We start from the raw sequence: 25,814 nt of genomic DNA, 5'->3' as shown, positions 1-25,814 counted from the left end.
TACCAGGATCTAAAGACTTAACTCTTGCGAGATGGGGTACTAATTTTGTCTGGGTACAAAGGACTATTGCCATGTTCTTAGGCTAATCCTTAAAGCTGGCTTGAGGGTCAAGGTTAAACGGCATAAGAAAACCTAATAAGTTCGCTAAAACTCCAGGTATTGCAGGGATAGCCTATTGGACATTCCTATCTGAGTCAGATTGGTGATCTGTCTCAAAATAGGTGTTTAGTCTGCAGGGTTGATCACGAGACATAAAGGCCGGGGAACATTAACGAGAAATGGTGAAACGTCCCATGCCCAATTCCTGCTTAGACCAGGCACTTAAGCCGGTTAAAGTGATGATCTCGAATGCTGATCAGCACCTTGAGTTATGCCAGTCACTGGAACTGCATCTGAGGGATTTGCAGCAGAAAGGGTTAATTGAATTGGGGTGCGATCGCAGGTCTGATACAGGAGTCCCTATAAAACACCCCAGTGATAGTCTCCTTCACCAGGCTGATGTGATTTTGTTCTTAACAGCCACACCAACCCTCTCCATCTTTATCCGCTCCAGCTACTTCGAGCAGACTTCATTACCCAAGCTCCAAGATGTGGCTCAAGATCAAGAACTTGAAACGGCTCAACCCCAGTTTGCCCATATGACTCAAGGCCCCTCTTGGACACCCGTTGTCCAAGAGGTGAGTCGAATCGCCCAAGATATTCAAGCACAGATTCTGGCAGCACAACAAGCCCAGAGAAGGCAGACAGGCATTACGGAGTATAAGCAGCTAGCAGAGAAGTTTTTCCAAGATGGTGATATCTCTCCGGCTGAGCGAAAAATGTTAGCTCGGTTGGCTGAACAATATCAACTGTCTGATAGGGATATCGATCAGATCAGGATTGAGCTGAAGGCCGCCTATGACACTGAAAAGTCTAATCGTCAGGAATTTAGAAACGCAGTGCAGCTTGAACTCCAACATCGGCAAGGAAAGTTGGAAAAAGCTCAAGAAGTTCTAAATGACCTGCGTCTGGCATTAGGAATTTCGGAGGACGTCGCTGGCCAAATTCAGCAGGAAATACTGAAAGAGTGGCCCCCCTCAGAGCCAGATACACATACACCATTCGATGTGGTGTTGATAAACCAGGAAGGAAAAGAAAAACAGCGCACAACACATCAAATTCAATATTATGTCGAGACATTGGTGTCTGACGTGGACCTAGAGCTCGCCGAAATTCCTGGGGGGAAATTTCATATGGGATCCACAGATGATGACAAATATCATGATAAAAATGAAAAGCCACAGCATGTTGTAGAACTTCCGCCGTTCTACATGAGTAAGTATCCCATCACTCAAGAACAGTGGCGTGCTGTTGCCCAGCTAGAGAAAATTTCTATTGAATTAAAGGCTGACCCATCCCACTTTAAGGGAAGTCAACTGCCCGTTGAGAGTGTTTCTTGGTATGAGGCCGTCGAGTTTTGTGATCGTCTCTCTCGACTAACGGGAATGGCTTACCGCTTGCCGAGCGAAGCGGAGTGGGAATACGCCTGTCGGGCCAAAACCGAAACTATCTTTCACTTTGGCAATACAATCAGCCCTGAATTTGCTAACTATGATTCCACAATCCTCATGACCTTTGTCAATATATTCCGGGAAGAAGCAGGTAAGGTAGGCCGAGAGACAACGCCTGTAGGCCACTTTAAGGTCGCCAATGCTTTTGGCCTCTATGATATGCATGGCAATGTTTCTGAATGGTGTCTTGATACGTATCAAACAACCTATGACTTAGCACCGGCAGATGGTTCAGCTTGGATTGATATGCATAATGGCCGCTCTCAATGTGTCAAAAGAGGGGGGGATTGGTTCTCATCTTCCATGAACTGTTATTCTGCATCACGCGATTCTAATGCCCCGGATGAGAGCAGCAGCCAGCTTGGGTTTCGTGTAGTTCGTACCTCTATATGAGGTAAATACCTTAAACATTTGGAGTGTGATGGAAGGTGGGGAATGAAACCTTAATGATACAAACATGAGCGGTATTCTGAGCATGAGCACTTTTTAGCACCACGAGAGATCTGAACATTCTCATTGGTGTTGATCAGAGATCTCTCGCAAGGGTTGTCAGTACAATCAATCCACTTTTCAGGACTAGCAGAATCCACTACAGTGAAGGTCATTGACCGAATTGATAGTGGATTATTGCATTGACCGTGCTCGCATTACCAAGCCCTCCTACGTCTATCACCCTACAACTGCTGCTGGTGGGAATATGGTTGGGAATTGTGATCGGGAGTGCTGAACTCCTCAAGCGGCTGATTACCACCGATCCTGAAATCACCCGTAAGGTGGTTCACATTGGTACGGGCAATGTCATTTTGTTAGCTTGGTGGCTGGATGTGCCTACCTGGGTTGGGATTGCAGCGTCAGTCATCTTCAGCATTGTGACGCTGTTGTCTTACCGTTACCCTATTTTGTCTAGTGTCAGTGGCGTGGGGCGGAAAAGTCTGGGTACTTTTTTCTATGCTTTAAGCATTGGTATTTTGATTGCTTGGTTTTGGCCCTTAAAGCTGCCCCAATATGCTGCCATTGGTATTTTGACCATGACATGGGGAGATGGTTTAGCTGCTCTGATTGGTCAGCGATTTGGCCGACATCCCTATCAAGTCTGGGGGATGAAAAAGAGCTGGGAAGGCTCTTTGAGTATGGCAGGCGTTAGCTGTCTGATCATCTACGGAATTTTGTGGATTACTCAGGGGAATATCACGGCAACTTGGATTAGTGCCGTTGCTATTTCCGTGATTGTTTCGACCCTAGAAGCTTTTTCCAAATGGGGTATTGATAATCTCACTGTTCCCATTGCTAGCGCAGCTTTGGGCTTTGTTTTTAATGAGTTTTGGCTAACATAGACCTAGCAGCAGAGGAGAGAACATGGGACAGTTTGCACGATCATGGGCCGCAAAGTGGTTTTTCTTCTTTCTGTCCGGTGCGATCGCTGTCTATGTCCTTCGCGGTTTAGAGGTAATTACCTTTTTCCCTGGCTTTGTAATTTGGGGTTTGGTCTTATTAGCCATCCTTGCCGGCTTACTAGCGGCTTTAGAGAATCTTCGCTGATTAATGCCGGGTATTGCAAATATCAATCCGATACCATTCAACTCTGGAGAGGTTGATTGAGCAGACATCCTATAGGGCAATTAAAACGTCTCTAAAAGAAACGGTTGACTGCACAGGAAAAGCTGGGTAACAAAGGGGATGAGATTTCATCGTCTGCTAGAAGCGTCTGATAAAGCTGAAGTTGAGCATCGTCTCGTCGGTAGACTTCTAACTGTTGTAATCGCCAATCAACAATCCAGTATTCTTGCACTCCTTTTAAGGAATACAATTTCAACTTCGCTTCTTTATCTCGACGTTCATTGCTCCCCCCTGCTGACAGCACCTCCACAATCAACTCCGGTGCGCCCGTTAAATGGCCTTCTTCATCAACAATCGCTGCCAGACGCTGATTGCTGACCCAAACCACATCGGGAATCACATTATCGGCATCAGAGAAAATCAAGCCCGGAGTCAGGATGGGTTGACCCTGGTTTGTTTCTTCAGACCACAATAATAATCTGGCATAAATGCGTCCCGCAGCACCTTGATGACCAATATGCGGTGCCCGAGTCACAAACAACTCTCCATCAATAATTTCATAACGTTTCCATTCATCCGCTGCTAAGGACTCAATATCTGCTGTCGTCCAACGGAGTGGATCTTTGATGGATTGAGTCATGGCGGCTCCTAGATATCTAGTTCAGCTAGGTTGAGTCGGGGACCGTGGGTCTCGATAAATTCCCGGCGAGGAGCGACGCGATCGCCCATCAGGATCGTGAAAATCCGATCCGCCTCCGCCGCATCCTCAATATCAATTTGCTTGAGGGTTCGGGTTTCGGGATTCATGGTGGTATCCCAGAGCTGGGTTGGCATCATTTCCCCTAAGCCCTTAAACCGCTGAATCGTGTAGTTGGCATTCGCAGGGAACTCATGTTGAACCAGGTTCTGAAGTTCGCGATCGCTATAGCAATAGTAGTGAGATCGACCTCGCTCAATTTTGTAGAGGGGTGGACAGGCAATATAGATATAGCCCTGGTCAATCAGTTCTCGCTGATAGCGGTAGAAGAAGGTGAGTAGGAGCGTCCGAATATGGGCGCCATCCACATCAGCGTCCGTCATCAGAATGATCCGATGATAGCGAAGCTGGGAAACGTCGAATTCCTCGCCTTTAATGCCGAGCCCCAAGGCAGTAATCAGAGACTGAATCTCATTGTTTTTGTAGATCTTGGCATCATCGGTCTTCTCGATGTTGAGGATTTTACCTCGCAAAGGCAGAATGGCTTGGAATCCGCGATCGCGTCCTTGCTTCGCACTCCCTCCCGCAGAATCTCCCTCCACAATGTAAATCTCTGAAGTACTAGGGTCGCGGGAGCTACAGTCTGCGAGCTTCCCAGGTAGAGTTGAGGATTCCAGTACCGATTTACGGCGGACTAGCTCTCGTGCCCGACGAGCGGCTTCAGCGGCGTTAAAGGCTTGCAGGGCTTTTTCAATTACAGAATCAGCGACATTGGGGTGAAAATCTAAATACTCCGTTAGTACTTCACCCACGAGGGAATCAACAATCCCCCGCACTTCTGTATTACCCAATTTGGTTTTAGTCTGGCCTTCAAATTCGGGTTCCGGCACTTTGACGGAGATAACGGCGGTTAAGCCTTCCCGGATATGTTCACCCCCAAGGTTAGAATCACCATCTTTAAGCTTGCTGCGCTTTCGAGCCAGGGAGTTCATGGTCCGGGTAAGCACCGTCTTTAGACCTTCTAAGTGGGTACCGCCATCAATGGTACGAATATTGTTGGCAAACCCCAAGAGGTTGTCAGAATAGGCATCTCGGCACCATTGTAGGGCCACCTCTACCTGAACATTATTGCGTTCCCCTTCTACATAGATGCATTCTTCATGAATGGGCTCTTTGTCCCGGTTCATATAGTCCACATATTCTTTGATGCCGCCATCGTAGCGGTAGGTCTCAACCTTGGGCTCGTCGGCTTCTAGGAGTTCCAGACGGTTATCGTGGAAAGAAATTTCTACCCCGGCATTCAGGTAGGCGAGTTCTCGCAAGCGGCTGGCTAGGGTCTTATAGTCAAATTCTGTGGTAACGGTAAAGATCGTGTCGTCGGGTAAAAACGTAATGGCCGTTCCCGACTCTTTGCGATCGGTGGGTTCGACGACTAACTCAGATTTCGGAATGCCTCGCTCAAATCGTTGGGTATGAACCTTGCCATTACGCCAGACTTTCGCTTCCACCCATTCGGAGAGGGCGTTGACAACGGAAATACCTACCCCATGGAGTCCGCCCGACACTTTATAGCTATCACCATCAAACTTTCCGCCAGCATGGAGAACCGTCATCACGGTTTCTAGGGCCGATTTGCCTGTAGTAGGATGCTTGTCGGTGGGAATGCCGCGGCCATCATCGGTGACTCGAACAGAACCGTCCTCATTTAAATAAATGTGAATATGCTTACAGTGACCCGCAAGGGCTTCATCGACAGAGTTATCGACCACCTCGTACACTAAGTGGTGCAAACCTCTGGGGCCAGTGCTGCCGATATACATCCCAGGACGTTTCCGAACCGGTTCCAATCCCTCCAGGACTTGAATCTGATCTGCACTGTAGTTTGTGGCCATGTAGTGAAGCGCTCCTATAAGCGACTTAAAGCAGTGTTGATTTGGGCAAATACAAAAAACCCCCCAAATTCTATCACAAATGCCTTTTAAGCGATTTTAGACCTGTCTTAAGGGCTGTTTACCGTGGGGTTGCATTATTAATTCTTTAGGATTCAGTAGGAATGACGCCAGGGTTGATCGTAATTTGTGGGCCAACGGCTACCGGAAAATCCTCTCTGGCATTGGCTTTGGCCCGACGTTTAGGTGCTCCCATTCTCAGTGCAGACTCTCGGCAAGTCTATCGGGGGTTTGATATTGGTACTGCGAAACCTTCTGTAACGGATCAAGAAGATGTTCCTCACTATCTCATTGATATATGTGACCCTACTGAGACTTTGACGGTTGCCGACTACCAAGAGCAGGCTCAGGCGCTCATTGCTCAGTTTCATACTGAGGGGCAAACGCCGATTCTCGTGGGGGGGACTGGACTGTATATCCGGGCGATTGTGGAGGGGCTGAAGATTCCGCGGGTACCGCCGCAACTGGAGTTGCGATCGCAACTCCAATCCCAAGGCCAGGTCCAGATTTACCAATGGCTCCAGCAAGTCGATCCACCAGCAGCCCAAAAAATTCATGCCCATGACCAAGTCCGTACCCTAAGAGCATTAGAAGTCTTTTACACCACGGGCATCCCCCTATCAGCACAGCAAGGCAAGAATCCCCCGTCCTATCCCATCTTGCAAATTGGCTTAGATATTAGTGATCTGGACCAGCATACCGACATCATTCAGCAGCGCACGGCTGCCATGGTGGAGCAGGGTTGGTTGACTGAAGTCCAAAAACTCATCGACCACTATGGGGTCGAACTCCCCCTCTTAGCAACCCTGGGCTATCAAGAAATGAAGGCCTATCTGCATCAGCAAATCACCCTAGAAGAAGCAACCGCCCAAACTATTCTTCATACTCGTCAATTCGCCAAGCGCCAACGCACCTGGTTTAGAGCGAATTCTGGCATTCACTGGTTTGATGCCACGAATTCTGACTTACTTTCTCTAGTTTGGAAGGATATTCAAGGTCAACCTTGGCTGTAAAGAATAAACTCCATCCATCACCCCCAAAATCTGACTGACCTTTGTTAAAATAGCTGGGTTGTTTCGGCACAGTACCTCTTTGAGCCAGTCTCTCGATTTACCTCAGGTTGGCGACCCCAAAGCTGACGAGTTTCTACAAGAACTAGCAGCGATTCAACAGACCAGTTCCAAACGCATTGCCATTTTGGGTTCTCGCCACGTCCCCCTCATGCATCAGCACATCATCGAAATGATGAGCTATGCATTAGCCCTTTCTGGAAACCGCCTCCTCACATCGGGTGCGATTGGCACCAATGCTGCGGCCATTCGAGGTGCGATGCGAGCGGATCCAAAGTTATTAACGGTGGTACTTCCCCAAAGCATGACGGAGCAGCCCCCAGAGTCTCAACGGCTATTGGAGAAGGTGATGCATCTGGTGGAAAAACCAGAACATGACAACCTGTCCCTGGCAGAAGCAAGTGCGATCTGCAACCAGGAGATCGTCTCTCGATGTGATCAGCTCATTTGCTTTGCTTTCCATGACAGCCATACTTTGCTCAAGACCTGTCAAGAAGCTGAAGAACTGCGTAAGCTAGTGACCCTGTTCTATTTTGATTAGGATTATGCCTGGGAGGTCGAAGGCCGCTCAGGTAAATCGAGGGGACTAATATCCTCTCCAGCACCCTCACGCTCATTAGCTGCAAACATACGCTCTCGTTTTTGTCGCATCTTTTCTAGGTTGGCAATGCTTTCAGCGCGTTTTTGTCTGAGACGTTCCAAGTTGGCTACGCTTTCAGCGCGTTTTTGCCGCAGCTCCTCTAAATTTGCCGTTGTTTGCACCCGTTTTTCTGCAGTTGACTCTAGGTTAATCGAGTCGCTGTTCTTGGGTAGGGGGGATTCTGGGGGAGTAGCTGGTTCTGAAGTTGTGGTATCCGTGAAAGGCTGTGGCAAAGGAAGCTCAGTGGCCTTGGGTAACTGCACAACAGGCTCAGGTTGAGTATTGGCCGAGGGCGCTAGGGGATCTGAGGCGATGGGCTTGGCCGCAGGACTTGTCTCTGACGTTACGGGGATCTGAGGCACAGTGGCGGCTGGTGAAGCCGCTGGAGGTTCTACTGAAGATGCTGTTTGAGGTTGCTCAGACTTATCTTCTTCGGCGATGACTAGCCAGCCAGAATGTTGATCGATGGCTTGACTAAATTGGTCAAAAATCTGGAAACAATGATTATTACTTTGTAGCGGTAATTCCTCATTTTTAACGACAACATCCATATTCGTGACGTTGCTGGTTGCCCGAGTGCTATCCACTAAAACTTCAATGGTAACGAGTTTGGCAAAGGGGACCTTACCCGGTTTCTCGCGGGCAATGATGCAGTCCTCTTTGGAGAAAAGCGCTTCCAAATCACAACTCTCTAACACAGCCTTCAATTGTGTAAGACAGTTGCTCAAAGATAATGCAACTGATAGCGAACGAGTATATCGAGCCATGGCAATTCGAAGGATGGGACACTAAAGAAAGAAGTTCACACTATAATACCCAATCTGCCTCAGGATTGCGGAAAAAGCACACTCATCGGTATCTGATTTAAGCATCAAGCTTCAAACCAAGATACGTTGAACCTCCTATATCCAGGAGAATGAGGGTCTAAGGCGTGTAAACACGGCAATAAGGGTAATAAACTCACAACAGCAACCAATAATCAATTGATAGAGATAAGGATTCAGTTTATGGGTGAAGTATCTTCTATTTTGGGACAGATATTGTATTTTTAATCTGTATTTTTATTTCTTTACGGCAAAATTAAAAGCCAACCTATTTCTGGCGGCTATTCTAGCTAAGCATTTCTAGATTTATTAAGTTCTATCAATGGAGGACGAATGCCGATATGTTCAGCCCATCCCACTGACCACACTCCTATCAGAACCTGTTCTCTAGAGAAGTGGATAATTGTTAAGATTGCCCCTCTTTTTCTAGTAAATAAGTGCAAATTTGCCCATTCTCAACATTTGTAACATCCAGCCTTAGACTAAATCACTCAATAGTCCAAACAGTGGAAGCTTACTTATAGCTGTCGATAATCTCTTGGCGACGAAAACACTCCAGACTGTGGTCGTTCACCATGCCTGTGGCCTGCATATGGGCATAACAGATAGTTGAGCCAAAAAATTTAAAGCCTCGTTTTCGTAGATCCTTGCTCATAGCATCGGATTCTGGACTAGTGGTAGGCCAGGTATCAGATGCACTGAAGGAATTAACGATGGGCTGTCCGCCCACAAAGCGCCAGCTATAGTCAGCAAAGCTGCCAAACTCGACCTGAATTTGTAAAAAGACGCGAGCATTGCCAATGATGGCTTCTATTTTTTTGCGGTTGCGGATAATACCAGCATTTCCCATCAGGATCTCTATTTTGGCTTCATCGTAATGGGCAATTTTTTGGGGATTGAACTGATCAAAGGCGGCTCGGTAGTTTTCGCGTTTACGCAGGACGGTATACCAACTCAAGCCTGCCTGAGAAGACTCTAGGACTAAGTGTTCAAATAAGTGCTGATCGTCATAGACAGGAATGCCCCATTCTTGATCATGATATTGAACATAATCGGGCTTGCTGAGATCCACCCAAGAACAACGGCAAATCTGATCGGAAGAAATCACTAGAATCACCTCGTGCTTGGCGTGCTAGAAAGGTTGAGTATCAAAACCGTGATCAAGTCTCAAGCCAGTATTCTCAAACTGTATCGCTACATCATGCACAAGAGTAGGGTGGATTAAAATGCGACCACGATGACGGCATCTTTTTAGGGGAGATTCACATTACTCTCATATTTAAGACACAGTATTATCCTGAGGGCAGGTTTAACTTGCCGTGATCCGTTATGAGGGTTGTCTATGAAATTTAAATTTGCACTCTGGCCTGCAGTGTTATTGCTCGGCATGGGCCTGAGCATGGGGTGTACAGATCCTTCAACGTCTAACGCAGGATCTGGGGCTGAACAGAGCCAAGCCAATACAAAGCCTGCTGTTTTCTCGGCAGATGGTGCAGCCATCCGAGGATATGATCCGGTGGCCTATTTTACAGAGGGTAAGCCTGTCAAAGGCACAGGAGAGTTCTCCCACGAGTGGCAGGGAGCCACTTGGCAATTTGCGAGTGCTGAAAATCGGGACTCTTTTGCTAGCGACCCAGAAAAGTATGCGCCTCAGTATGGGGGCTATTGCGCTTGGGCAGTGAAGAAAGGCACCACGGCCTCTATCGATCCTCAAGCCTGGAAGATTGTAGAGGGGAAACTGTATCTCAATTACAGTCTTGATGTTCAAAAGCAGTGGGAGGGAGATATTCCAGGGAATATTGCTGAAGCTGATAAAAATTGGCCGGGGGTTTTGGACAGCTAGTGGCCTCGACGTCCTCCACCCATGGGCATCACTGAGTCAAACAGACCACCCTGTGATTTCTGGTCTGTTTGACTTGACCGATATCAACATCTACTCCTAGCTTCTAAAAGTCGATTGGAGTAAGCGGTTGGGGTGAAACAGGGCTATTCATCAGCTGATTCATAGATAAAAATCAACTGGGTGCCAGAATGGCACCGATCAATACAGCAAGTTTGTTTAAGCCGTGACCTTCGACAGGATAGGGGTGTACAACTGCTGTAATGCCATCAGATCTTGGTAAAAATTGGTCCGGAACCAAGTCGCGTAACGGTCTGCTATGGAAAGTGGCAGTTTCGCTTGCTGAAATTGTTGATTGATTAGATGGGCGGCCATCATCCCTGAAGCAATCGCGTTTAGGACTCCCTGGGATGAGATAGGGTCGAGAACAGCTGCCGCATCACCGACTAAAAAGTAACCAGGGCCAGCCGCTGGATTGATCAGATGCCAAGTCATATCCATAACATGGGTGGTATCACTGGGCAAAAGCTCGGCTAGGTGGGGGGGATACCAAGGAGTGTCCGATGGCTGGAACCACTTCAAACGAGTCCACTGATAACGTAAGGGTTGGACCTTCGCAACGGATACCCACCCCCCTGGTGCTGAGGCAATCAAGGGAGAATAATCTTGCTCGGGACAATGTCCGATCCTATAACCGTATTCTACTTGTAACGAGGGAGAGTAGGGTGTGGTGTTGAGTTTCAGTTTTCGCGCTAGCCATTGATGGCGTCCTGTCGCATCCACCACATAAGTGGCCTCGATTCCCCCTGCCGTGGTGATCAGCCCCTGGACTTGTCCTCGGCTGACCAGGGGCTCAATGGCCCGACAGGGTTGAAGAACCTTGACTCCCATCGCTTTAGCCTGTTCCAGAAGCAGGGTGTCGAACTGTGATCGCTTGACTTGGAATCCTAACTTGGGTCCATGTTTATTCTCACCAAAGCCGTAAAATTGGCGCTCCCCTTGCAAAGCGATCCAACGTCCGGGACATTGTGGGAAGTTTGCCGTTAAGACTTGATCTCTAACCCCGAGCTTCTTCAATAGCGGCTCAATCTCGGGATGTAAGGTTTCACTCGTATGAGGTCGGGATACTTCGGCCCCTTCGATCAGAGTGACCTGTAATCCATGCTGGGCACAACGAATCGCAGTTGCAGTGCCACCTGGTCCTCCACCAATGACGACCACATTCGTTTTAGAGAGTGGTGCCATGAACTCCCCCTTCTCTATGGCTGCTAACGGATCGGTTATCCGCTAAAACGCAAAGATTGCGATCGCACAGTGGCTGCGCGTCTCCAATACATGCCATATACAGTTCCCCCCGTTGGCATTCAAGAGTTCGCTACGTATGGTACCCCCATCAATCCAGTCAAGGTTGTTTGATTCAATTCCTTATAAAATCTTAAAAAATAGTGTTGAACGAAAAAGTTGGCATCCCCGTTTCTTTAAGAAAGACCTAAAAACGATCGGCACTAATAGTGAATCCCCCAATCACGGGGGAATAGAGATGCGACCCTTAGAGGCGATGGAGTAAGGTTTCCGAGAGCATCACGGGGTCTTAGCTGATGGCGGAAAGTGAGATTGCCACCATTGATGCCAGTCTTTCCAGGTAGACGCTAAAGCCTGAGCCTGAGCTGCCGAGGTCGCATCACTTGAGGTCGAGAAGGTCATCCGGGTCCATAGACAACGATTGTCATGGAGAGGCGTTTGGCCGAGAATCCAGCCGAGGAAACGCCCAGATCGCCAATCGTATAGGGTACGGTTGCGCTTGAACTGATCGCTGGTGACAGTACTGGTTCCCTGAGGATTGATACAGGCATCTAGCTGGCTAGCATCGCCCTGAGTAAATAGGCTGAATTCCCCCACGCTTTCTACCGACTTCAGTACGGTGCCTAAACTGCCGGTCTGATGTTTAATCAGGGCTTTGAGATCACCATTGGTCTGGGCCAGATATCTCATCTCAATATGTAAATGGGTATCGCCTTGGTGGTAGTCATACCGCTGCCCAGACACCACTTCACCAGGAATATCTTGGGAGTCTGGGGTTTGATCGGGCGTGAGGGGCTGACTATCGGTAAAGGTCCAATCTGCAAGGGGAATGACTTGAGGAAATGGGTAGGGCGCAACTTGAGGGATTTGGGGTTGGAAGATTGCGATCGCAACTCCCCATACCAGAACCGTGATTCCCCAAACCACCGCTAGCGGGTTGTTTCTACACCATCTGATCATGATGAAAACCTCCCTTGGCGAGTCGGCAAACTGAGGAGTAGCAACCCTAGTAGCAATACGGCCAATAGCGAAAATAAGAGGGACCCATCACCTTGATGCCAGTAGTGCAGGGTATCCGGCTGACTGGAGAGAATAGCGAGGAGAGCCACACGACAGCCATTAGCAAAGAAGCCAATACTGACTGCCCCTAGCAAGATCAGATATTTCTGTCGGCCCTGCGTCGCGGTTAAAGTGACGTATATCCAGGCCAAGCCCAGAAGCTGGGTAATCGACCGTACCCCAGAACAACCGTTATAGACTTCAATGGCACCTCCTGGCAGGGCAATGGTAAAGCCCTGTTGATGGACGGCAAAACCCATTAGTCGCAGCAGCATTGTAGAAAGCTGTGTGGTCCAGGTGGTGAAATCTAGCAAGTAGAGCAGCTCCCAAGGCATGGCAAAGAAGCCTAAGAGGTAAAATGCCCCTTGATATTGCGCCAATCCCTGCACTCCCGAAGCCAAGAGACTTAGACTCACCAGTACCAGTAAGGGATAGAGCCGCAGAAAATAGTCAGATTCAAAGGTATGGAGCCCTCGATAGACCACGCCTGCCAGCAACAACAGCCCACCCCAGATGGCTCGATGGTCGCGAAGGGATAAATGATGGCGCTGCGTGTAAAGCTGCATAGCGGTGGCGGCCCAAAAGATACTGCTGGCTGGTAAGAGGTAGGGATATTGGCTGCGACGAATAAAGAGGAGATGGAGCAAGATTTGGGTCATACCAATGGCAATCAGCCATGTCTTCGCCCCCTTTTGGGACTGAGCCAGACTCATGACTGCCTCCGGGTGGGCAGCCATTTTAAGCCATGCTTTTTGGCCATAACCAGGAAGATACCGAATAGGGCAATCAGATAACCGAGGATTTCACTGGGTTCCGGGGTGGCATGGGCTGCTGGATTGGTCAGCTTCATGCCTTCTGGTAGATCGACTGGTACCCGTTGTTTTAGGTTGGGATTGTTGGGGTCGACGCGAATCTCTTCGGTAACGGCGACAAAGGCGGTGTATTTGGAGAGCAAGCGATAGGCAAGGGCGGTATCAACTACCTGCTTAACAGCGGGGTCTGTTTCCCGGCCATACATTTGGTTCATTAGGCTCTTAATGCGGTTTCGGCCCCAGAGTTGAGCAATGGCCTCATTACCAGAGGCATCAAATTTGACGTCCAACTCCTGCTCATAGGACTTGCCTCCTGCTATTCGGCCCGTAATTTTTAGCTTGCCAGATTGGCTATCCTGCTTGCGTCCGTGGAGAACCAGGGGCTGATTGGCAAATAGATCCGGGACTCGCAGGGGATAAATATCCGGGCCTTTGCCAGGCCCCACCCAGGAGACTTCGATATCGGTCAAGACGGGCTTGTTAATGGTTTGGACAAACTTGGCAGCCACTTTCTCAGCAGAGTCTTTAGGAGCAACCACTTCAACAGTTCCTCGACCGACTTCTGCCAGTCGATCCAGCAAAAACCGATTGGTGGAGAAACCGACCCCAAAGGGGTAAATTCGATTTCCCGGCTTCAGACGATCGCGCACGGCAGCAATGATGGTTTCGTCATCACCAATCAGGCCATCCGTGAGTAACACCACACTGCGCAGACGGCCATCTGGAGCCGGGGGGAAGGCGGCAACGGTATTGATGCCATTCATCAGTTCTGTGCCGCCATTAGCATCCAGTTTTTTAATGTATTCCAGGGCCTTTTTGCGATTGGCCGGGGTATTGGCGAGGGGCTTTGGAGACAGTTTAGAGGTGGTATTGGAGAAGTTGATAATGCTAAAGGTGTCATTGGGATTGAGCTTGTCCAAAAACTGGGTCATCAGCTTTCTAGATTGGACGATGGGCGGCCCGCTCTGAGACCCGGAGGTATCGATCAGAAATACTACGTCCTTGGGGACAATCTGATTCGACTTGTATTTCAGGGCTGGAATTAAGTAGGTGGCAAAGTGACCGCCCCGTTGGTCAGACTGGGTCAGGAGCGTGGCCTGGGTCTGCTTGCTGGCCACCTGATAGCGGAGAATTAGATCCTTGTTGGGGATGGTGGTTTGATTGGCTAGTTTGACCTGGGTTTGCTCGCCTTTTTTGCTGGTGAGAATGGGATGGGAGGGCGATCTCAAATTCCGTATCGGCACTCCTGCATCTAAATTGACGGTGATACTGATATCGTTACCAGACCGTTGACTAGGCGGCAGTAAGGGAGGCGTAATCTTAGCGGCATCTGCGACCCGAGTGGTATTGCCCGCTGCATCAATTTGGTCGCCAGGAATATAGCGAGGCCCGACCACCGTGGGAAAGACAAACTCGTAATCGCCCCCTTCGAACTCCAGGCTGTTGGTGTAGCGAATCACCACTTCAATGGTTTCCCCTGGCACGATATTGGCAAGGGATTGGGTAAATAAATTGGCTCGTTCTTGCTCTAGAAGGGCAGCGGTTTTGCCTTCCTGCTTGGCCGTTTCATAGATTTGTTTGGCTTCTTGCCGCTCTTTGATCACACCGCGAATAATCCGATTGCCAATCCGAATTTCCATATCGTCTACGGCGGCATCTTCGGGTAGCGGAAATTGATAAATCGCTTCCAATGGTCGGTCGTAGGGATTAGTAAAGGTTTGCTTCACCTCTACCCGCGACAGATTACCGGAGATATTGGCTTCGACATCGGTTTGTTTAAGGGGAAAGGATAGTTTCTTGCCATCCACCTCAGCAAAAAGCCCTCCGGTGGATGGAGATGGTTTTGATTTCTGCTTTACCTCTGGTTTGGATTGAGATAACCGGGGGGACTGGGCATGGGATTTGGATTCAAATCGCAGCACATTGGAACTGACAAACACAGTTCCCGCCACCATGCCTGAGAGTAATAGCAAAGTAGAGATGGGTTTGTGCCAAGAACTCGGTTGTTGACTGGGATAAGACATATGAGACTCCTTACACCAAATGCAATTGCCCCCATTCTGGTCAAGGTAAACGGGAGAACCAAGGGGAATTAATTGGGTGTTGGAACGGAGTGCGATCGCAAATTATTGGAATTTATAGGTTTTAATTGGGAAGTGGGTTCCGGCATTAACAGCGCCTATAGCATTGCCAAAAATTGGGTATGGAGAACGACGCAGACTTTAGCTGGCCCGTGGCTCGGGACTTTGCCAATCAACTCATTTTTGCGGCGACCGCCAAGCATCTCAGCGATTTAGAAGTCCAGGTATTGCAAGGGTCTTGGCATCACCAAACCTATGAGCAAATGGCGGAGCAGCTGCACTATGGAGCGGCCTACCTCAATCGGGATATTGGCAATCCTTTGTGGAAACGCTTGGGGCAGGCACTCAACGAGAAGGTCAGTAAAACCAATTTCAAAGAGGCGTTACGACGGGCTTGGGAACAGCAGGTCCACGCTCCACCTGTCGTAATCTCAAGTCCAGCCCCAATTATTGAAGGTCCGATTTCGCCGGAGTCCCCGTTTTATTTAGAACGGTCGGGGGTCGAGCAATTGGGCTGTCAGACCTTGCTCAAACCAGGAGCATTACTGCGGATTAAAGCACCACAACTGATGGGTAAAACCTCGTTGCTCTATCACTTGATGGCCTTTGCCCAAAAGCAAGCCTATCCCACGGTTTATATCGATATGGGTAGTATCGATAAGTCTGTGTTGGCGAGCTTGGAGAAGCTATTAAAGTGGCTCTGCGCCATGAGCAGCCGCCAACTCCATCTAACGAATCGCCTGTCAGAACTTTGGGATTCAGAGATTTTTGGCAGTAATGACAATTGCACGGCTTATTTTGAAGATCATATATTCCCAGAAGTGAAGGGGCCGTTTGTTTTAGGACTCGATAATGTCGATCGTCTGTTTCCCTTTCAAGACATTATTGAAGACTTTTTTGGCATGTTGCGGAGCTGGCATGAGAAGGGACGTATCTCTCAGCAATGGCAGCAATTACGTCTGATTTTGGTTCATTCAACGGAAGCCTATATTCCCCTGGATTATCATCAATCCCCTTTTAATACAGGGGTGCCTATTGGTCTGTCGGAGTTTACTGCTCACCAAATCCAACATCTGGCCCAACTGCATCAGGTGGCTCTCAGTGAGGGTGAATTGTCTAAATTAATGGCGATGATTGGGGGGCATCCCTATTTGGTTCGGGTGGCGCTATCTGCCCTAAGTACGCGGGAACTGACGTTTATGCAGCTTGTGCAAATGGCTGCTAGTGATGAGGGGATTTATAGTGCTCATCTCCTACACCACTGGGTCACTTTGCAACAGACGCCTGATCTGATGCAGGCGTTTCAAGGTGTGCTAACGGCTACAGCATCCCTTAACCCTGTGCAAGCCTATAAACTCCACAGTATGGGGTTAATTAAGCGAGAGAATAATCAAGTTATTCCCCGCAATGACCTCTATGAATCTTATTTTCAAAGGATATATTCGAGCTGAAATCCCTATCAAAGATGTTAGAAACAAGAGTGCTTATTATCTACAGAAACACGATCTCTAGCCTTTAAATAGTACTTAAATAAAATGCAGTTTCCCCTTGGCATGGGATTGAAGTTATGACAGAACTTACAGAACTTGCTGAACAAGCCATTGCTAAGATCAAAGCTTCGCTTTTGACTTTGCCTCCTAATATGCAAGATGCGGTCGCAGCACAGATTTTGGGAGATTTTGAAAATGTGCAAGATGACGCTAAAGCCAAGATCGTTCCGGAATATTTTGAGGATGAGGTGCGCAGGATTCAGAGCTATGAAAGCTCTAAAAGTGCTTTTCTTAAAGAACTCTCATCGGCCCTACCTGAATATTCGCTTCAGAAGAAATCGAGGGGCTTCACTGCAGATGAGATTCTTCAATATTTGGATAAGAGTGATTACCCTCTACTCACTCTGAACGTTGATATCGCAGCAGTTAGAGTAACAGGGTTTTGCAATCAAGAGAGCTGGGCGATTGTATATGAACTACTTATGAACTACCCGTCTTCAGATGGGATAGGACTGATGCTCCGTGCCTATGGACCTGGTGTAAAAGTAGCACAAGGATTTGACACGCCAGTTTTGCATTCCCCTTTTGAATGGTACAAATGGGAAATTGAATATGATGAAAGTCACACGCCTATTATCCCTCAAGAATTAGAGGTCTATATTCGTAATGACTTAGTTGAAATTCCATCAAAAGATGTAGTCAGACAAAACCGAGCGCCCGAGTTTGACTTTGATCTTTTAGTTCATCTAGTAGAAAGTTATGGAGAGGAATTATATTCAACAGATGAAGAGCTATCTCTGTATGTTTCAAAAGATTTAGAAAAGCTTGTTCATTTGGATGATTGGCATCATAAATATAATTTCCTCAAGGGTGAAGAGGAGGGTGTTTGGAAAGAAGATAAACTCCATATTCCTAGTTACACCTTGGGGGTGGAAGTTATTGCAAGGATTTTGGAAACACAATACTTCGATTTGTGTGACTTACCATCAGTCAGGCAGTTAGGTTTTGAGTGGACAACCTATGAATAATGCTTTACTAAAGATCTTTGTATAAAAACTTGGTACACAGTTGAGTTTTACTACTACTCATGCTGGTGCAAGGCATTCGGGTCCATAGAGCCAAGACCAGCAAGCGAGCGTAATGATGGGTGGCAGGCTTATGACTATTCAAGATTTGACAACTTGGTCCAACAGCACTGGAGCACCATTTCCAAAGTTAGAATAGTGAGCATAACTAGCGTAACGTCACCAGCCAATGACCGTTCAACACCCTCGCTATAGTAAAGAAGAGTTTGCTAAACAAGGCAATGAGATTTATGAAACCCAGGTACGCTCTCAAGTTGAAGCGGGCAATCATGGCAAAATTGTGGCAATTGATATCGAAACGGGCGCTTTTGAGGTAGCTGATACCCCTATTTCAGCAACAGATCGACTTTATGAACGTTTTCCGAACGCTCAACCCTGGGTGATTCGGATAGGTCATCAGGCCGTCTATCGTTTTGGCTCCCGAAGTCGTAAAAACACCGTATGATGCACGGCTTCGTCAACCAACGTTGTGAAGCCATCCTTCGCATTGCAGTGGGTCATGCTGATGCACCCAAACAAATCGTTGAAGCCGTGATTGATACAGGGTTCACAGGCTTTTTATCTCTTCCACCTTCAACCATTACCAGCCTTGGCCTACCTTGGTATTTCCGTGATATTGGAACTTTAGGCGATGGCAGTGAGGTCGTTTTTGATATGCATAAAGCAACCGTAATTTGGGATGGCAAACCTCAGATTATTGATGTGGCAGCGTCTGAAGCAGATCCGCTAATCGGCATGAGCTTGCTATATGGATTTAAGTTGCACGTTGATGTCACTACAGGCGGAACGGTAACGATTGCAGCTATAAACTAAAGTATGGTGATGCTACAAGTTTGGCGTAACAATTGATAGATGAACGGAGTCTAATCGGCACCGCAAACCTCTGCCTATCCAGCTTAATCTCAGTAGAATAGGCAAATACAACAACGATGAGCAATGCAATGCTTATGGCTGTTAAAGATTTAGCAATTTGGTTAGTCGCTCTCGCAATTATCATCCATACAGTTGAGGAAGGCTGGCTACCCGAATATCAAAAAGCGACCTCAAAGTCGCAAGTCGTAAAATCCACTCGCTTCTTTATTCTGGAAAATGCAATTATCTTTATTTTCGTAATTGCTTTAGCTATTGCTGGCTGGCGATGGCCGATCCTCAGCGGTATCTTGCCTGCCATAGGATTAACCCACCCATTTCTAGATCATGTGGGATTGAGTTGGAAAGGCCAAAAGCTGCGACCTGGAATTTGGACAGGACTCTTGCTGATGGTTCCCTTCAGCGTCTGGACCTATAGCCTAGCCAACACCCATAACCTCTTCAAACTTTATGAATTAGTGATCAGCGGGGCAATCGGGTTCGCGATCTCAATCTGGTTGTATTGGATGGTTGTTCAAGAGATGAAAAGTCTACCTAAGTGACCCCAAAAATCATTTACTGGGTTGACTGTGCATACCCCTCCAACTGCCATACGTAACCGCATACGGACTTGTTAACTCAAGCGTAATTTACGGACACTCTAAACTTTCGCGAGTGGAAACGCCTGTCACAGGGTTAACACCATCGGCATATTCGCACATCATCGTCACCTGATCGCGATCTAAAAAGGCATAGGAGAAATCAGCGCCCGTGATGGTGGCATCGTAGAATTTGCTGCTGGTGAGCATGGCATCCGTAAAGATGGCATTTGTTAAATCTGCTTCATTGAAGAGGACACGATCAGCAAAGGTCTCTGTTAAGTCTGCATTCGTTAAGTTAGACCGCTGAAAGGTAGCCATTGTTAAGATTGTGCCTTTGAGATTGGCATTCGTTAAGTTGGCTTTCAACAAAATAGCGCCTGCTAAAGAAGCCCCTTCGAAGTTTTTATTTTCGAAGTCTTCATAACGCAAGTCCGCAAAAGTGAAGTTTTGGGCACCATCATCTGCCCAAGTGGGTTGGCTATTGAGGACAAGGCAGGAGCCAACGAGCCAAACAACTGCAAAAACAACCGAAATAGTGCGTAACCAAGGCTTGATTCTTGGGTTCATCAATTTATATCAGACCAAAATTTTCCGTTCACTCTTTATTTTCGCATTTGTTCGGAGGAGTGGTGAGGCAGAACGGTGGATGTCGTAACGTCAGGGTGCTGAATCATGAGCGATTGCAAAGACCGAGGAGAGATGTTTCGAGACGTAGTGCAGCCGCCGTTCTACCTTAATCATTCAAAGGGTGAGGGCGTTGTCATTTCAGTATTCACGGCATGTCGTGCATCCATCTAGGGTGGAAGGTCTCTCGCTTAGGTGCTATGACAATAACTATGGAATGGACAGCAGGCTCACATGATTGGCTCCTCTTATGAATATCAGGTGGGAGGGAGTCTACCTGCTGATGCCCCTTCTTATGTGACCCGGTCTGCCGATCAGGAGCTGTATCAAAAGCTGAGGGCAGGCGAGTTCTGCTACGTGTTGAATTCCCGGCAGATGGGAAAATCCAGTCTGCGGGTCCAGGTGATGCAGCAACTCCAAGCAGAAGGCATTGCCTGCGCCGCCATTGAACTCACTCAAATGGGGAGCCAGCAAATTACGCCAGACCAATGGTATGCCGGACTGATTCGCAGTTTAGTCAGCAGCTTTCAGTTAAGCGATCGCTTTAATTTACGGCAATGGTGGCGTGACCAGGCCCTGCTGTCGCCCGTGCAGCGGTTTCATACCTTTATCGAAACCATCCTGCTAGTGGAATGTACAAACAAGCTGGTCATTTTTATCGATGAAATCGATAGCGTTCTACGGCTGCCGTTTAAAGATGATTTCTTTGCGGTTTTACGAGCCTGCTATAACCATCGAACTGATAATGCGGACTACCAGCGGCTAGCCTTTGTCCTGTTGGGGGTTGCCACCCCGTCGCGACTCATTCAGGATAAACAGCGCACCCCGTTCAATTTGGGCCACGCCATTGAGTTAAAGGGTTTTCAAATCGCAGAAGCCCAGCCTTTAGTCGCCGGACTCACTGCCCAGACACCGCAAGCCCAAGCTGTTTTACAGGCCGTACTCTCTTGGACCGGGGGACAGCCCTTTCTGACCCAAAAAATTTGTCAGATGATTGCCCAGTCAGCGGCTCAACTGCCGACTCAAGCTGAGGCGATTGCCATATGGGTGACCCAGTTTATTCAGGACAAACTGCTGGCGAACTGGGAAGCCCAGGATGAACCAGAGCATTTGAGAACCATCCGCGATCGCATCCTCAGTAACGAACAATACGCCAGCAAAGTCCTCGACCTCTATCAACAGATTTTGCAGCAGGGGTCGATCAAGGCAGATGCCAGTCCCGCCCAGGTAGAGCTGCGATTATCGGGGCTAGTGGTCAACCGACTTGAAAAACTGGTCGTTGCCAATCGCATCTATGCCCAAATTTTTAATGCTGACTGGGTACAGGACGTCGTAGCCCGTTTGCGACCGCCCTTCTATGCCGCTGCCCTCCGTCAATGGCAAAAGAACCAATCCAACTTTCTATCAGGCGAACCCTTACAGGCCGCTCAGCAGTGGTCGATTGGGAAACAGCTCAGTGATGAAGACTATCGTTATTTAGCGGCCTGTCAGCAAGCAGAAGCCGATGCCATCCTGGCTCAAGCCCAGCGACGGGCCAGAAGGACGGTGTTGACGGGGTTGATCGCGTTGGTGGGAATTGCCGTATCAGCAGGTGCGATCGCATTCTGGGCCAACACCTCCATTCGCAAAGCCCAGGAAGTCACAGCCATTGAGCGCGATGCTCGACAAGCCTTGCAACAATCTGAATTCAAACAGCTAGAAGCCCTGCTCTTAGCCCTAAAAACAGCACGAAAAATGCAGGATTGGGGAGAGCCGCCTAACTTTCCCACCCTGACCCCGCTGCTCGCCCTGCAGCAGATCTTGGAAGATATGCGAGAGCAGAACCAAATTCGCGGGCATCAGCGGGGCATTACGCGAGTTCGTTTTACCCCAGATGGTCAACGGCTCATTACAGCCTCCCAAGATCAGGAAGTGCGGCTCTGGGATTTGGAAGGCAATCTGTTAGCCAAAATGGTGGGACATCGCTCCGGGGTAACGGATGCTTGCCTGAGCGGCAAAACCCTAGTCACCACCGCAGCAGATCGCACTGCTCGGTTATGGGATTTACAGGGTAACCTCCTTACAACATTGCCCCATCCCCAGCCCGTTAACGCTGTGAGCTGTCCACCCACGGCAGATGGTGCGATCGCCACTGCCACCAATGACGGTCAGGTTTGGCTATGGGACAAAAAGGGGCAGCCTTTAGCCGATTTTCGTCCCCATCCTTCTGCCATTACAGCTCTTCAGTTCAGTCCTGATGGTCAAACCCTAGCCTCTGCTTCTTTTGATCAGACTGTCCAAATTTCCAATCTTCAAGGACAGCGAATTTTGAAAATCCCGGTAGGGCATGGCCCCGTTCGCAGTTTGCACTGGCGACCGGATGGTCAAGTCCTAGCCACTGGCTCCTATGATGGCTATCTGCACCTGTGGAGTCGTTCAGGCAAGCTCATCCGCAGTTGGAATGGTCATCGTACCCAGGTGTTTAGCGTCGTTTTCAGTGCCGATGGTAAACAACTGGCCTCAGCCGCAGCAGATCGCCTCATTCATATTTGGGACTCGGAGGGGGAGCGACTCGAAACCCTGAAAGGTCACCAGGATTGGGTGAGGAGCGTGCAGTTTAGTCCCGATGGCAAATGGTTAGTCTCCGGTTCAGAAGACTACACCACCCGTTTATGGAACTTGCGCCAGAAAGGTCCAGTGCAGGTTCTCAAACATGCTCGCCCCGTTCTCAGCCTTAGTTTTATGTCTTCAGATCCAGCCATGGTGACGGCGGGTGGCGATCAGTTTATCCGCCTATGGGATCAGTCCGGGGAAGAACGGCTGCGGATTGATGCCCATGCGGGTCGAATTTGGGACATTACTCAGCAGGGAGAGTATTTTGCCACGGCATCAGGCGATCGCACGGCGCGGGTCTGGTCGAATACTGGAGACTTAATCACCGAATTGCGTGGGCATCAGTCGGAAGTCTTTGGCGTTAGTATTAACCCCACTGCTCAACGCATCGCGACCGCCTCTAAAGATGGTACTGCTCGACTGTGGAATTGGCAGGGACAGCCTCTCGCAATTTTGCGGGGACATCGGAGTCCCATTTGGAGCGTTACTTTTAGTCCCACCGAACCGATTGTAGCGACGGCCTCAGCGGATCAGACCGTTCGTCTTTGGTCAATGACGGGTCAAACCACTGCCATTTTAGAAGGACATCAAGGCCGAGTATGGACGGTGGAGTTTAGCCCTGACGGACAATCTTTGGCTACAGCTTCCGATGACGGCACAGCACGGCTGTGGGATTTGGAGGGGCAATCTCTAGCCAAGTTTGAAGGACATCGAGGGGCCGTTCGAGGTGTGCGGTTTAGCCCTGATGGTCAATCCCTGGCAACGGTTTCCGAAGATGGTACCTTGCGGCTATGGGAACTGCAGGGGCGTCAACTAGCTGAGTTTAAGCATGGCAGCAGTCGTTTGTTTGATCTCAGCTTTAGCGCTGATGGTCAGTTTGTGGCCACAGCGTCTGAGAATCAAGGGGTGAAAGTTTGGGCAGTTGAGGCCTTGAGTTTAGATAAGCTGCTGATTAGAAGTTGTGAGTGGTTACAGCTCTATCTCAATAATCCAACGGCGAATTTGCTCGATCAAGAACGTCAACTCTGTACTCCAACTCATTCTCGGTCCTGATATTGTTCAAGGTTTTGGATATGAAGTGGGGCTATCCATCCTACGTGATTCGAAGAAGTCTGAATATGTAATGTTTGGGCAACAGAATTAACATTGCCCAGTTCCCTGTCAGCTTTGGTAGCCTTGGCAGCATTGATTTTGATCAGAACCGCATCATCTTTGGAAGTATGGTACCTATGCTTAAATTTATTGAGATCAAGTACCTTCTGTTGTCTATACACCATAGCTTGCATCGGTTTGATCGAATGATGATGATTAGCGGAAACAGTGAACTTTTCCTGAAAGATAGACCTTTATATAGATCAAAAGAAATCTTGAAAGATAAGCTAAAAAATCTCCAAATTCATGTTTCATATTATTAACTTCTTTATTTTTATTTAAGAAGCCTAAGAAGCCTACAAGTAGAGGGTTTTAGCGATTGAAGTTTTTTGTGTGATCAAAATGAAAGCTGTTTGGGAATAACTGAGAGTGGAAATATACCCTCTTTGGGCTATACCAAACGGTTACAAAAGCTTTCAATCCCCTGCAAGAAATTGTAGGGGATTTTTTTCGTTTTAATGATTGTTCAAGTGTTGATTGAAGGCCGTATGAGCAAGGTTTAAGGGCATATCTCTACTCATTCATATTGCGGTAGGTGGCAACAGCAGAAGGAGAAATTTGGTTCAGATATCGGAAAATCCAGTATTTGAAAACCGTGTCTAGCATGACCGGAAACGTTGCAATAAACATATTGATGAAATTTCGGTCTTGGGGTAAACCAAAATGACTGAGGACACTTTCCACAATCACTTCCCAACCATGAGGTGAGTGGAACCCCACAAATACATCCGTAAATAAGATGATGATAAAGGCTTTTGCACTATCACTGAGTCCATAGATAATTTCATCAAAGAAAGACTTGAGAACCGCAATCTTCTGACGGTTCAGGACAAAGTAAATGGCTAAGGCGACCAGCGAGAATAAATCCGAAATGGCATTTTTTAGGGGTTGCCGTAGGTCCCACTGATATTCTTCTTTTAGGTCTTCGGCTTTGGCCTTGAGTTGGAATTGAATCTCCGCCGGCGAAAGGGGAATGGGGCTGGTTAAACTTTCAAATTTGAGTCGCTCTTCAAATCGAGCTAACTCAGTCAGGACCTCATTCTCAATCTCAGGATTAATCCGAATCTCAATTTGTTCGGGGCCTTTCAATTTATCGACAAAAGGACCAATCACCAAGTTTTTGGACACTTGTTGGGTGAGTAAGGGGACAATCATCAACCCCAATACAAAGCTAACGGCGGCCCGGGTGCGCACCCTAGAGTTGCGAAAATCATTGAGGATGTCATCTTCCGTCCCTGGATCCGGGTTGAGTTCTTTGCGAAAGCGGGTGGCTGTACGCAGAATGGAACGGGGAATAAAGCTACTGCTGTCTAGTTTGGATGGATCTTCAGTAATGTCATCTGAAATAAATTCAGATTCATATAGGGAGTTTTGGGCGGACTGGATGGGCAGGGGCTGAGGAATATTTTTTTTCATCTCTGAGCCAGACTTAGGTGCCGAGGCTCTTGCCGCCTTAGAGGCCGCTGCAGCTGCTTCTCGCTGAATAGAGGCCGAACGATACCGTTTCAAGACTGCATCGATAAACGCTAATTTATCTAATGAACCTTGGGCATCAATAGAGGGTGAAACAAGTTCGGAACTGTACTCCTCAGAAGTGACATCGTACTCATCGGTAAAATCTATGGTGTTGGGAGTATCTAAGGGGGTAGGAGCTGGGGGGATACTGGGGGGCTTGAGCTTGTCAGCAACTTCGACTACTAAGGAGCTGGACTTGAACTCTCGTAAGCGGGTTTGGATAAATTGCAGGTTCTTTTGGACTTCGGATTGAAAGTAGTTGGTCATCACGCTTTCCGTGCGGATGCGGAGCGGAACAGGCTGACCTTTAAAATGTTTTTTTTCGATTTCTTCGATGGCGCGAGCCGCTTCATAGGCACCATCTAAAGCTCGCTGGGGAGTCTCCCGATACCATTGCTCAACAAATTTAAGCGAACGCCTAAATGGGTTTGGAGAAGAAGAACTCATGATTACCCTACTCGCTGCTGCAATCTGGGGGTATGGGTCATGGGGGCATGATGTCCTGAGACGTTATGTAAGCAAAA

General features: G+C 48.2%; 22 protein-coding genes. 12 read left to right on the top strand and 10 right to left on the bottom strand.

All coding sequences use genetic code 11. The features are described 5' to 3' along the window. Positions 1 to 278: 278 nt before the first annotated feature. The 3 genes from AM1_RS20415 (at position 279) to AM1_RS20405 (ending at position 3,089) form a co-directional block, all read left to right on the top strand. Positions 279 to 1,943, top strand: coding sequence for a formylglycine-generating enzyme family protein (locus AM1_RS20415; RefSeq protein WP_238549026.1), 1,665 nt, complete (start codon positions 279 to 281; stop codon positions 1,941 to 1,943). A 239-nt stretch (positions 1,944 to 2,182) separates the two neighbouring features. Further along, complete coding sequence (locus AM1_RS20410) at positions 2,183 to 2,884, top strand: diacylglycerol/polyprenol kinase family protein (protein WP_012164792.1); 702 nt, start codon at positions 2,183 to 2,185, stop codon at positions 2,882 to 2,884. 22 nt (positions 2,885 to 2,906) lie between these two features. Further along, positions 2,907 to 3,089, top strand: coding sequence for a hypothetical protein (locus AM1_RS20405; protein ID WP_010472003.1), 183 nt, complete (start codon positions 2,907 to 2,909; stop codon positions 3,087 to 3,089). A gap of 91 nt (positions 3,090 to 3,180) precedes the next feature. On the opposite strand, the gene AM1_RS20400 is transcribed toward AM1_RS20405, so the two are convergent. Together AM1_RS20400 and gyrB are read right to left on the bottom strand one after the other, a co-directional pair. Then, entirely contained in the window at positions 3,181 to 3,747 is a 567-nt protein-coding gene (locus tag AM1_RS20400; protein WP_012164791.1) for a Uma2 family endonuclease, read from the bottom strand. An 8-nt stretch (positions 3,748 to 3,755) separates the two neighbouring features. Then, positions 3,756 to 5,696, bottom strand: a complete 1,941-nt coding sequence (gene gyrB / locus AM1_RS20395; protein ID WP_012164790.1) for a DNA topoisomerase (ATP-hydrolyzing) subunit B — start codon at positions 5,694 to 5,696, stop codon at positions 3,756 to 3,758. Between the two features lie 161 nt (positions 5,697 to 5,857). Here gyrB and miaA point away from each other — a divergent pair, with 161 nt between their 5' ends. Together miaA and AM1_RS20385 are read left to right on the top strand one after the other, a co-directional pair. Next, positions 5,858 to 6,766, top strand: coding sequence for a tRNA (adenosine(37)-N6)-dimethylallyltransferase MiaA (gene miaA, locus AM1_RS20390; RefSeq protein ID WP_012164789.1), 909 nt, complete (start codon positions 5,858 to 5,860; stop codon positions 6,764 to 6,766). Between the two features lie 79 nt (positions 6,767 to 6,845). Continuing rightward, positions 6,846 to 7,364, top strand: a complete 519-nt coding sequence (locus AM1_RS20385) for an LOG family protein (RefSeq protein ID WP_010472010.1) — start codon at positions 6,846 to 6,848, stop codon at positions 7,362 to 7,364. Positions 7,365 to 7,366: 2 nt separating this feature from the next. Here the strand turns inward: AM1_RS20385 and AM1_RS20380 are convergent, their stop codons facing one another. After that, positions 7,367 to 8,191 carry a RodZ family helix-turn-helix domain-containing protein gene (locus AM1_RS20380; protein ID WP_238549025.1) on the bottom strand — a complete coding sequence of 275 codons (825 nt, stop codon included), beginning with the start codon at positions 8,189 to 8,191 and terminating at the stop codon, positions 7,367 to 7,369. A 610-nt stretch (positions 8,192 to 8,801) separates the two neighbouring features. Further along, a complete protein-coding gene (locus AM1_RS20375; protein ID WP_012164786.1) occupies positions 8,802 to 9,395 on the bottom strand; it encodes a DNA-3-methyladenine glycosylase I in 594 nt (197 codons plus the stop codon). Between the two features lie 234 nt (positions 9,396 to 9,629). Between AM1_RS20375 and AM1_RS20370 the strand changes: the two genes are divergently transcribed. Next, positions 9,630 to 10,130, top strand: a complete 501-nt coding sequence (locus AM1_RS20370) for a YHS domain-containing (seleno)protein (RefSeq protein ID WP_012164785.1) — start codon at positions 9,630 to 9,632, stop codon at positions 10,128 to 10,130. 216 nt (positions 10,131 to 10,346) lie between these two features. Here the strand turns inward: AM1_RS20370 and AM1_RS20365 are convergent, their stop codons facing one another. The 4 genes from AM1_RS20365 to AM1_RS20350 form a co-directional block, all read right to left on the bottom strand. Next, entirely contained in the window at positions 10,347 to 11,372 is a 1,026-nt protein-coding gene (locus AM1_RS20365) for an NAD(P)/FAD-dependent oxidoreductase (RefSeq protein ID WP_012164784.1), read from the bottom strand. A 336-nt stretch (positions 11,373 to 11,708) separates the two neighbouring features. Further along, positions 11,709 to 12,389, bottom strand: a complete 681-nt coding sequence (locus AM1_RS20360) for a cyanoexosortase A system-associated protein (RefSeq protein ID WP_012164782.1) — start codon at positions 12,387 to 12,389, stop codon at positions 11,709 to 11,711. Then, on the bottom strand, positions 12,386 to 13,201 hold the full coding sequence (gene crtA, locus AM1_RS20355; protein WP_238549024.1) for a cyanoexosortase A: 816 nt from the start codon (positions 13,199 to 13,201) through the stop codon (positions 12,386 to 12,388). Before crtA ends, AM1_RS20360 begins: the two co-directional genes overlap by 4 nt. Further along, on the bottom strand, positions 13,198 to 15,324 hold the full coding sequence (locus tag AM1_RS20350) for a VIT domain-containing protein (protein ID WP_012164780.1): 2,127 nt from the start codon (positions 15,322 to 15,324) through the stop codon (positions 13,198 to 13,200). Before AM1_RS20350 ends, crtA begins: the two co-directional genes overlap by 4 nt. Positions 15,325 to 15,503: 179 nt before the next feature. Between AM1_RS20350 and AM1_RS20345 the strand changes: the two genes are divergently transcribed. The 5 genes from AM1_RS20345 to AM1_RS20325 all read left to right on the top strand — a co-directional run bounded on the left by AM1_RS20345 (position 15,504) and on the right by AM1_RS20325 (position 19,368). Next, positions 15,504 to 16,832, top strand: a complete 1,329-nt coding sequence (locus tag AM1_RS20345; protein WP_012164779.1) for an AAA-like domain-containing protein — start codon at positions 15,504 to 15,506, stop codon at positions 16,830 to 16,832. Between the two features lie 116 nt (positions 16,833 to 16,948). Beyond that, a complete protein-coding gene (locus tag AM1_RS20340) occupies positions 16,949 to 17,899 on the top strand; it encodes a DUF7003 family protein (protein ID WP_012164778.1) in 951 nt (316 codons plus the stop codon). 226 nt (positions 17,900 to 18,125) lie between these two features. After that, positions 18,126 to 18,401, top strand: a complete 276-nt coding sequence (locus tag AM1_RS20335) for a hypothetical protein (RefSeq protein ID WP_012164777.1) — start codon at positions 18,126 to 18,128, stop codon at positions 18,399 to 18,401. Continuing rightward, the gene (locus AM1_RS20330; protein ID WP_041660043.1) at positions 18,398 to 18,769 is read left to right on the top strand and encodes a clan AA aspartic protease; all 372 of its coding nucleotides are present in this window, start codon (positions 18,398 to 18,400) and stop codon (positions 18,767 to 18,769) included. Before AM1_RS20335 ends, AM1_RS20330 begins: the two co-directional genes overlap by 4 nt. A gap of 116 nt (positions 18,770 to 18,885) precedes the next feature. Next, positions 18,886 to 19,368, top strand: coding sequence for an HXXEE domain-containing protein (locus AM1_RS20325; RefSeq protein ID WP_238549023.1), 483 nt, complete (start codon positions 18,886 to 18,888; stop codon positions 19,366 to 19,368). 87 nt (positions 19,369 to 19,455) lie between these two features. On the opposite strand, the gene AM1_RS20320 is transcribed toward AM1_RS20325, so the two are convergent. After that, positions 19,456 to 19,974 carry a pentapeptide repeat-containing protein gene (locus tag AM1_RS20320; protein WP_012164774.1) on the bottom strand — a complete coding sequence of 173 codons (519 nt, stop codon included), beginning with the start codon at positions 19,972 to 19,974 and terminating at the stop codon, positions 19,456 to 19,458. Between the two features lie 291 nt (positions 19,975 to 20,265). Here AM1_RS20320 and AM1_RS20315 point away from each other — a divergent pair, with 291 nt between their 5' ends. Next, on the top strand, positions 20,266 to 23,676 hold the full coding sequence (locus AM1_RS20315; protein ID WP_012164773.1) for a WD40 domain-containing protein: 3,411 nt from the start codon (positions 20,266 to 20,268) through the stop codon (positions 23,674 to 23,676). 612 nt (positions 23,677 to 24,288) lie between these two features. Here AM1_RS20315 and pxcA read toward each other — a convergent pair. Then, positions 24,289 to 25,737: a proton extrusion protein PcxA gene (gene pxcA, locus AM1_RS20305; protein ID WP_012164771.1), complete on the bottom strand. Its 1,449-nt coding sequence runs from the start codon at positions 25,735 to 25,737 to the stop codon at positions 24,289 to 24,291. Positions 25,738 to 25,814: the final 77 nt, after the last annotated feature.

The organism is Acaryochloris marina MBIC11017, from assembly GCF_000018105.1.
In the GTDB taxonomy this organism is placed as follows: Bacteria; Cyanobacteriota; Cyanobacteriia; order Thermosynechococcales; family Thermosynechococcaceae; genus Acaryochloris; species Acaryochloris marina.
The sequence above is the reverse complement of the archived record's forward strand: the minus strand, read 5'-3'. Positions and strand labels throughout refer to the sequence as shown.

Excerpts from the sequence above, each read along its gene's own strand:
- AM1_RS20415 (WP_238549026.1), top strand. The coding sequence starts at position 279 with ATGGTGAAACGTCCCATGCCCAATTCCTGCTTAGACCAGGCACTTAAG.
- AM1_RS20405 (WP_010472003.1), top strand. The coding sequence starts at position 2,907 with ATGGGACAGTTTGCACGATCATGGGCCGCAAAGTGGTTTTTCTTCTTT.
- AM1_RS20400 (WP_012164791.1), bottom strand. The coding sequence starts at position 3,747 with ATGACTCAATCCATCAAAGATCCACTCCGTTGGACGACAGCAGATATT.
- gyrB (WP_012164790.1), bottom strand. The coding sequence starts at position 5,696 with ATGGCCACAAACTACAGTGCAGATCAGATTCAAGTCCTGGAGGGATTG.
- miaA (WP_012164789.1), top strand. The coding sequence starts at position 5,858 with ATGACGCCAGGGTTGATCGTAATTTGTGGGCCAACGGCTACCGGAAAA.
- AM1_RS20370 (WP_012164785.1), top strand. The coding sequence starts at position 9,630 with ATGAAATTTAAATTTGCACTCTGGCCTGCAGTGTTATTGCTCGGCATG.
- AM1_RS20365 (WP_012164784.1), bottom strand. The coding sequence starts at position 11,372 with ATGGCACCACTCTCTAAAACGAATGTGGTCGTCATTGGTGGAGGACCA.
- AM1_RS20360 (WP_012164782.1), bottom strand. The coding sequence starts at position 12,389 with ATGATCAGATGGTGTAGAAACAACCCGCTAGCGGTGGTTTGGGGAATC.
- crtA (WP_238549024.1), bottom strand. The coding sequence starts at position 13,201 with ATGAGTCTGGCTCAGTCCCAAAAGGGGGCGAAGACATGGCTGATTGCC.
- AM1_RS20350 (WP_012164780.1), bottom strand. The coding sequence starts at position 15,324 with ATGTCTTATCCCAGTCAACAACCGAGTTCTTGGCACAAACCCATCTCT.
- AM1_RS20345 (WP_012164779.1), top strand. The coding sequence starts at position 15,504 with ATGGAGAACGACGCAGACTTTAGCTGGCCCGTGGCTCGGGACTTTGCC.
- AM1_RS20340 (WP_012164778.1), top strand. The coding sequence starts at position 16,949 with ATGACAGAACTTACAGAACTTGCTGAACAAGCCATTGCTAAGATCAAA.
- AM1_RS20335 (WP_012164777.1), top strand. The coding sequence starts at position 18,126 with ATGACCGTTCAACACCCTCGCTATAGTAAAGAAGAGTTTGCTAAACAA.
- AM1_RS20330 (WP_041660043.1), top strand. The coding sequence starts at position 18,398 with ATGATGCACGGCTTCGTCAACCAACGTTGTGAAGCCATCCTTCGCATT.
- AM1_RS20325 (WP_238549023.1), top strand. The coding sequence starts at position 18,886 with ATGAGCAATGCAATGCTTATGGCTGTTAAAGATTTAGCAATTTGGTTA.
- AM1_RS20320 (WP_012164774.1), bottom strand. The coding sequence starts at position 19,974 with ATGAACCCAAGAATCAAGCCTTGGTTACGCACTATTTCGGTTGTTTTT.
- AM1_RS20315 (WP_012164773.1), top strand. The coding sequence starts at position 20,266 with ATGATTGGCTCCTCTTATGAATATCAGGTGGGAGGGAGTCTACCTGCT.
- pxcA (WP_012164771.1), bottom strand. The coding sequence starts at position 25,737 with ATGAGTTCTTCTTCTCCAAACCCATTTAGGCGTTCGCTTAAATTTGTT.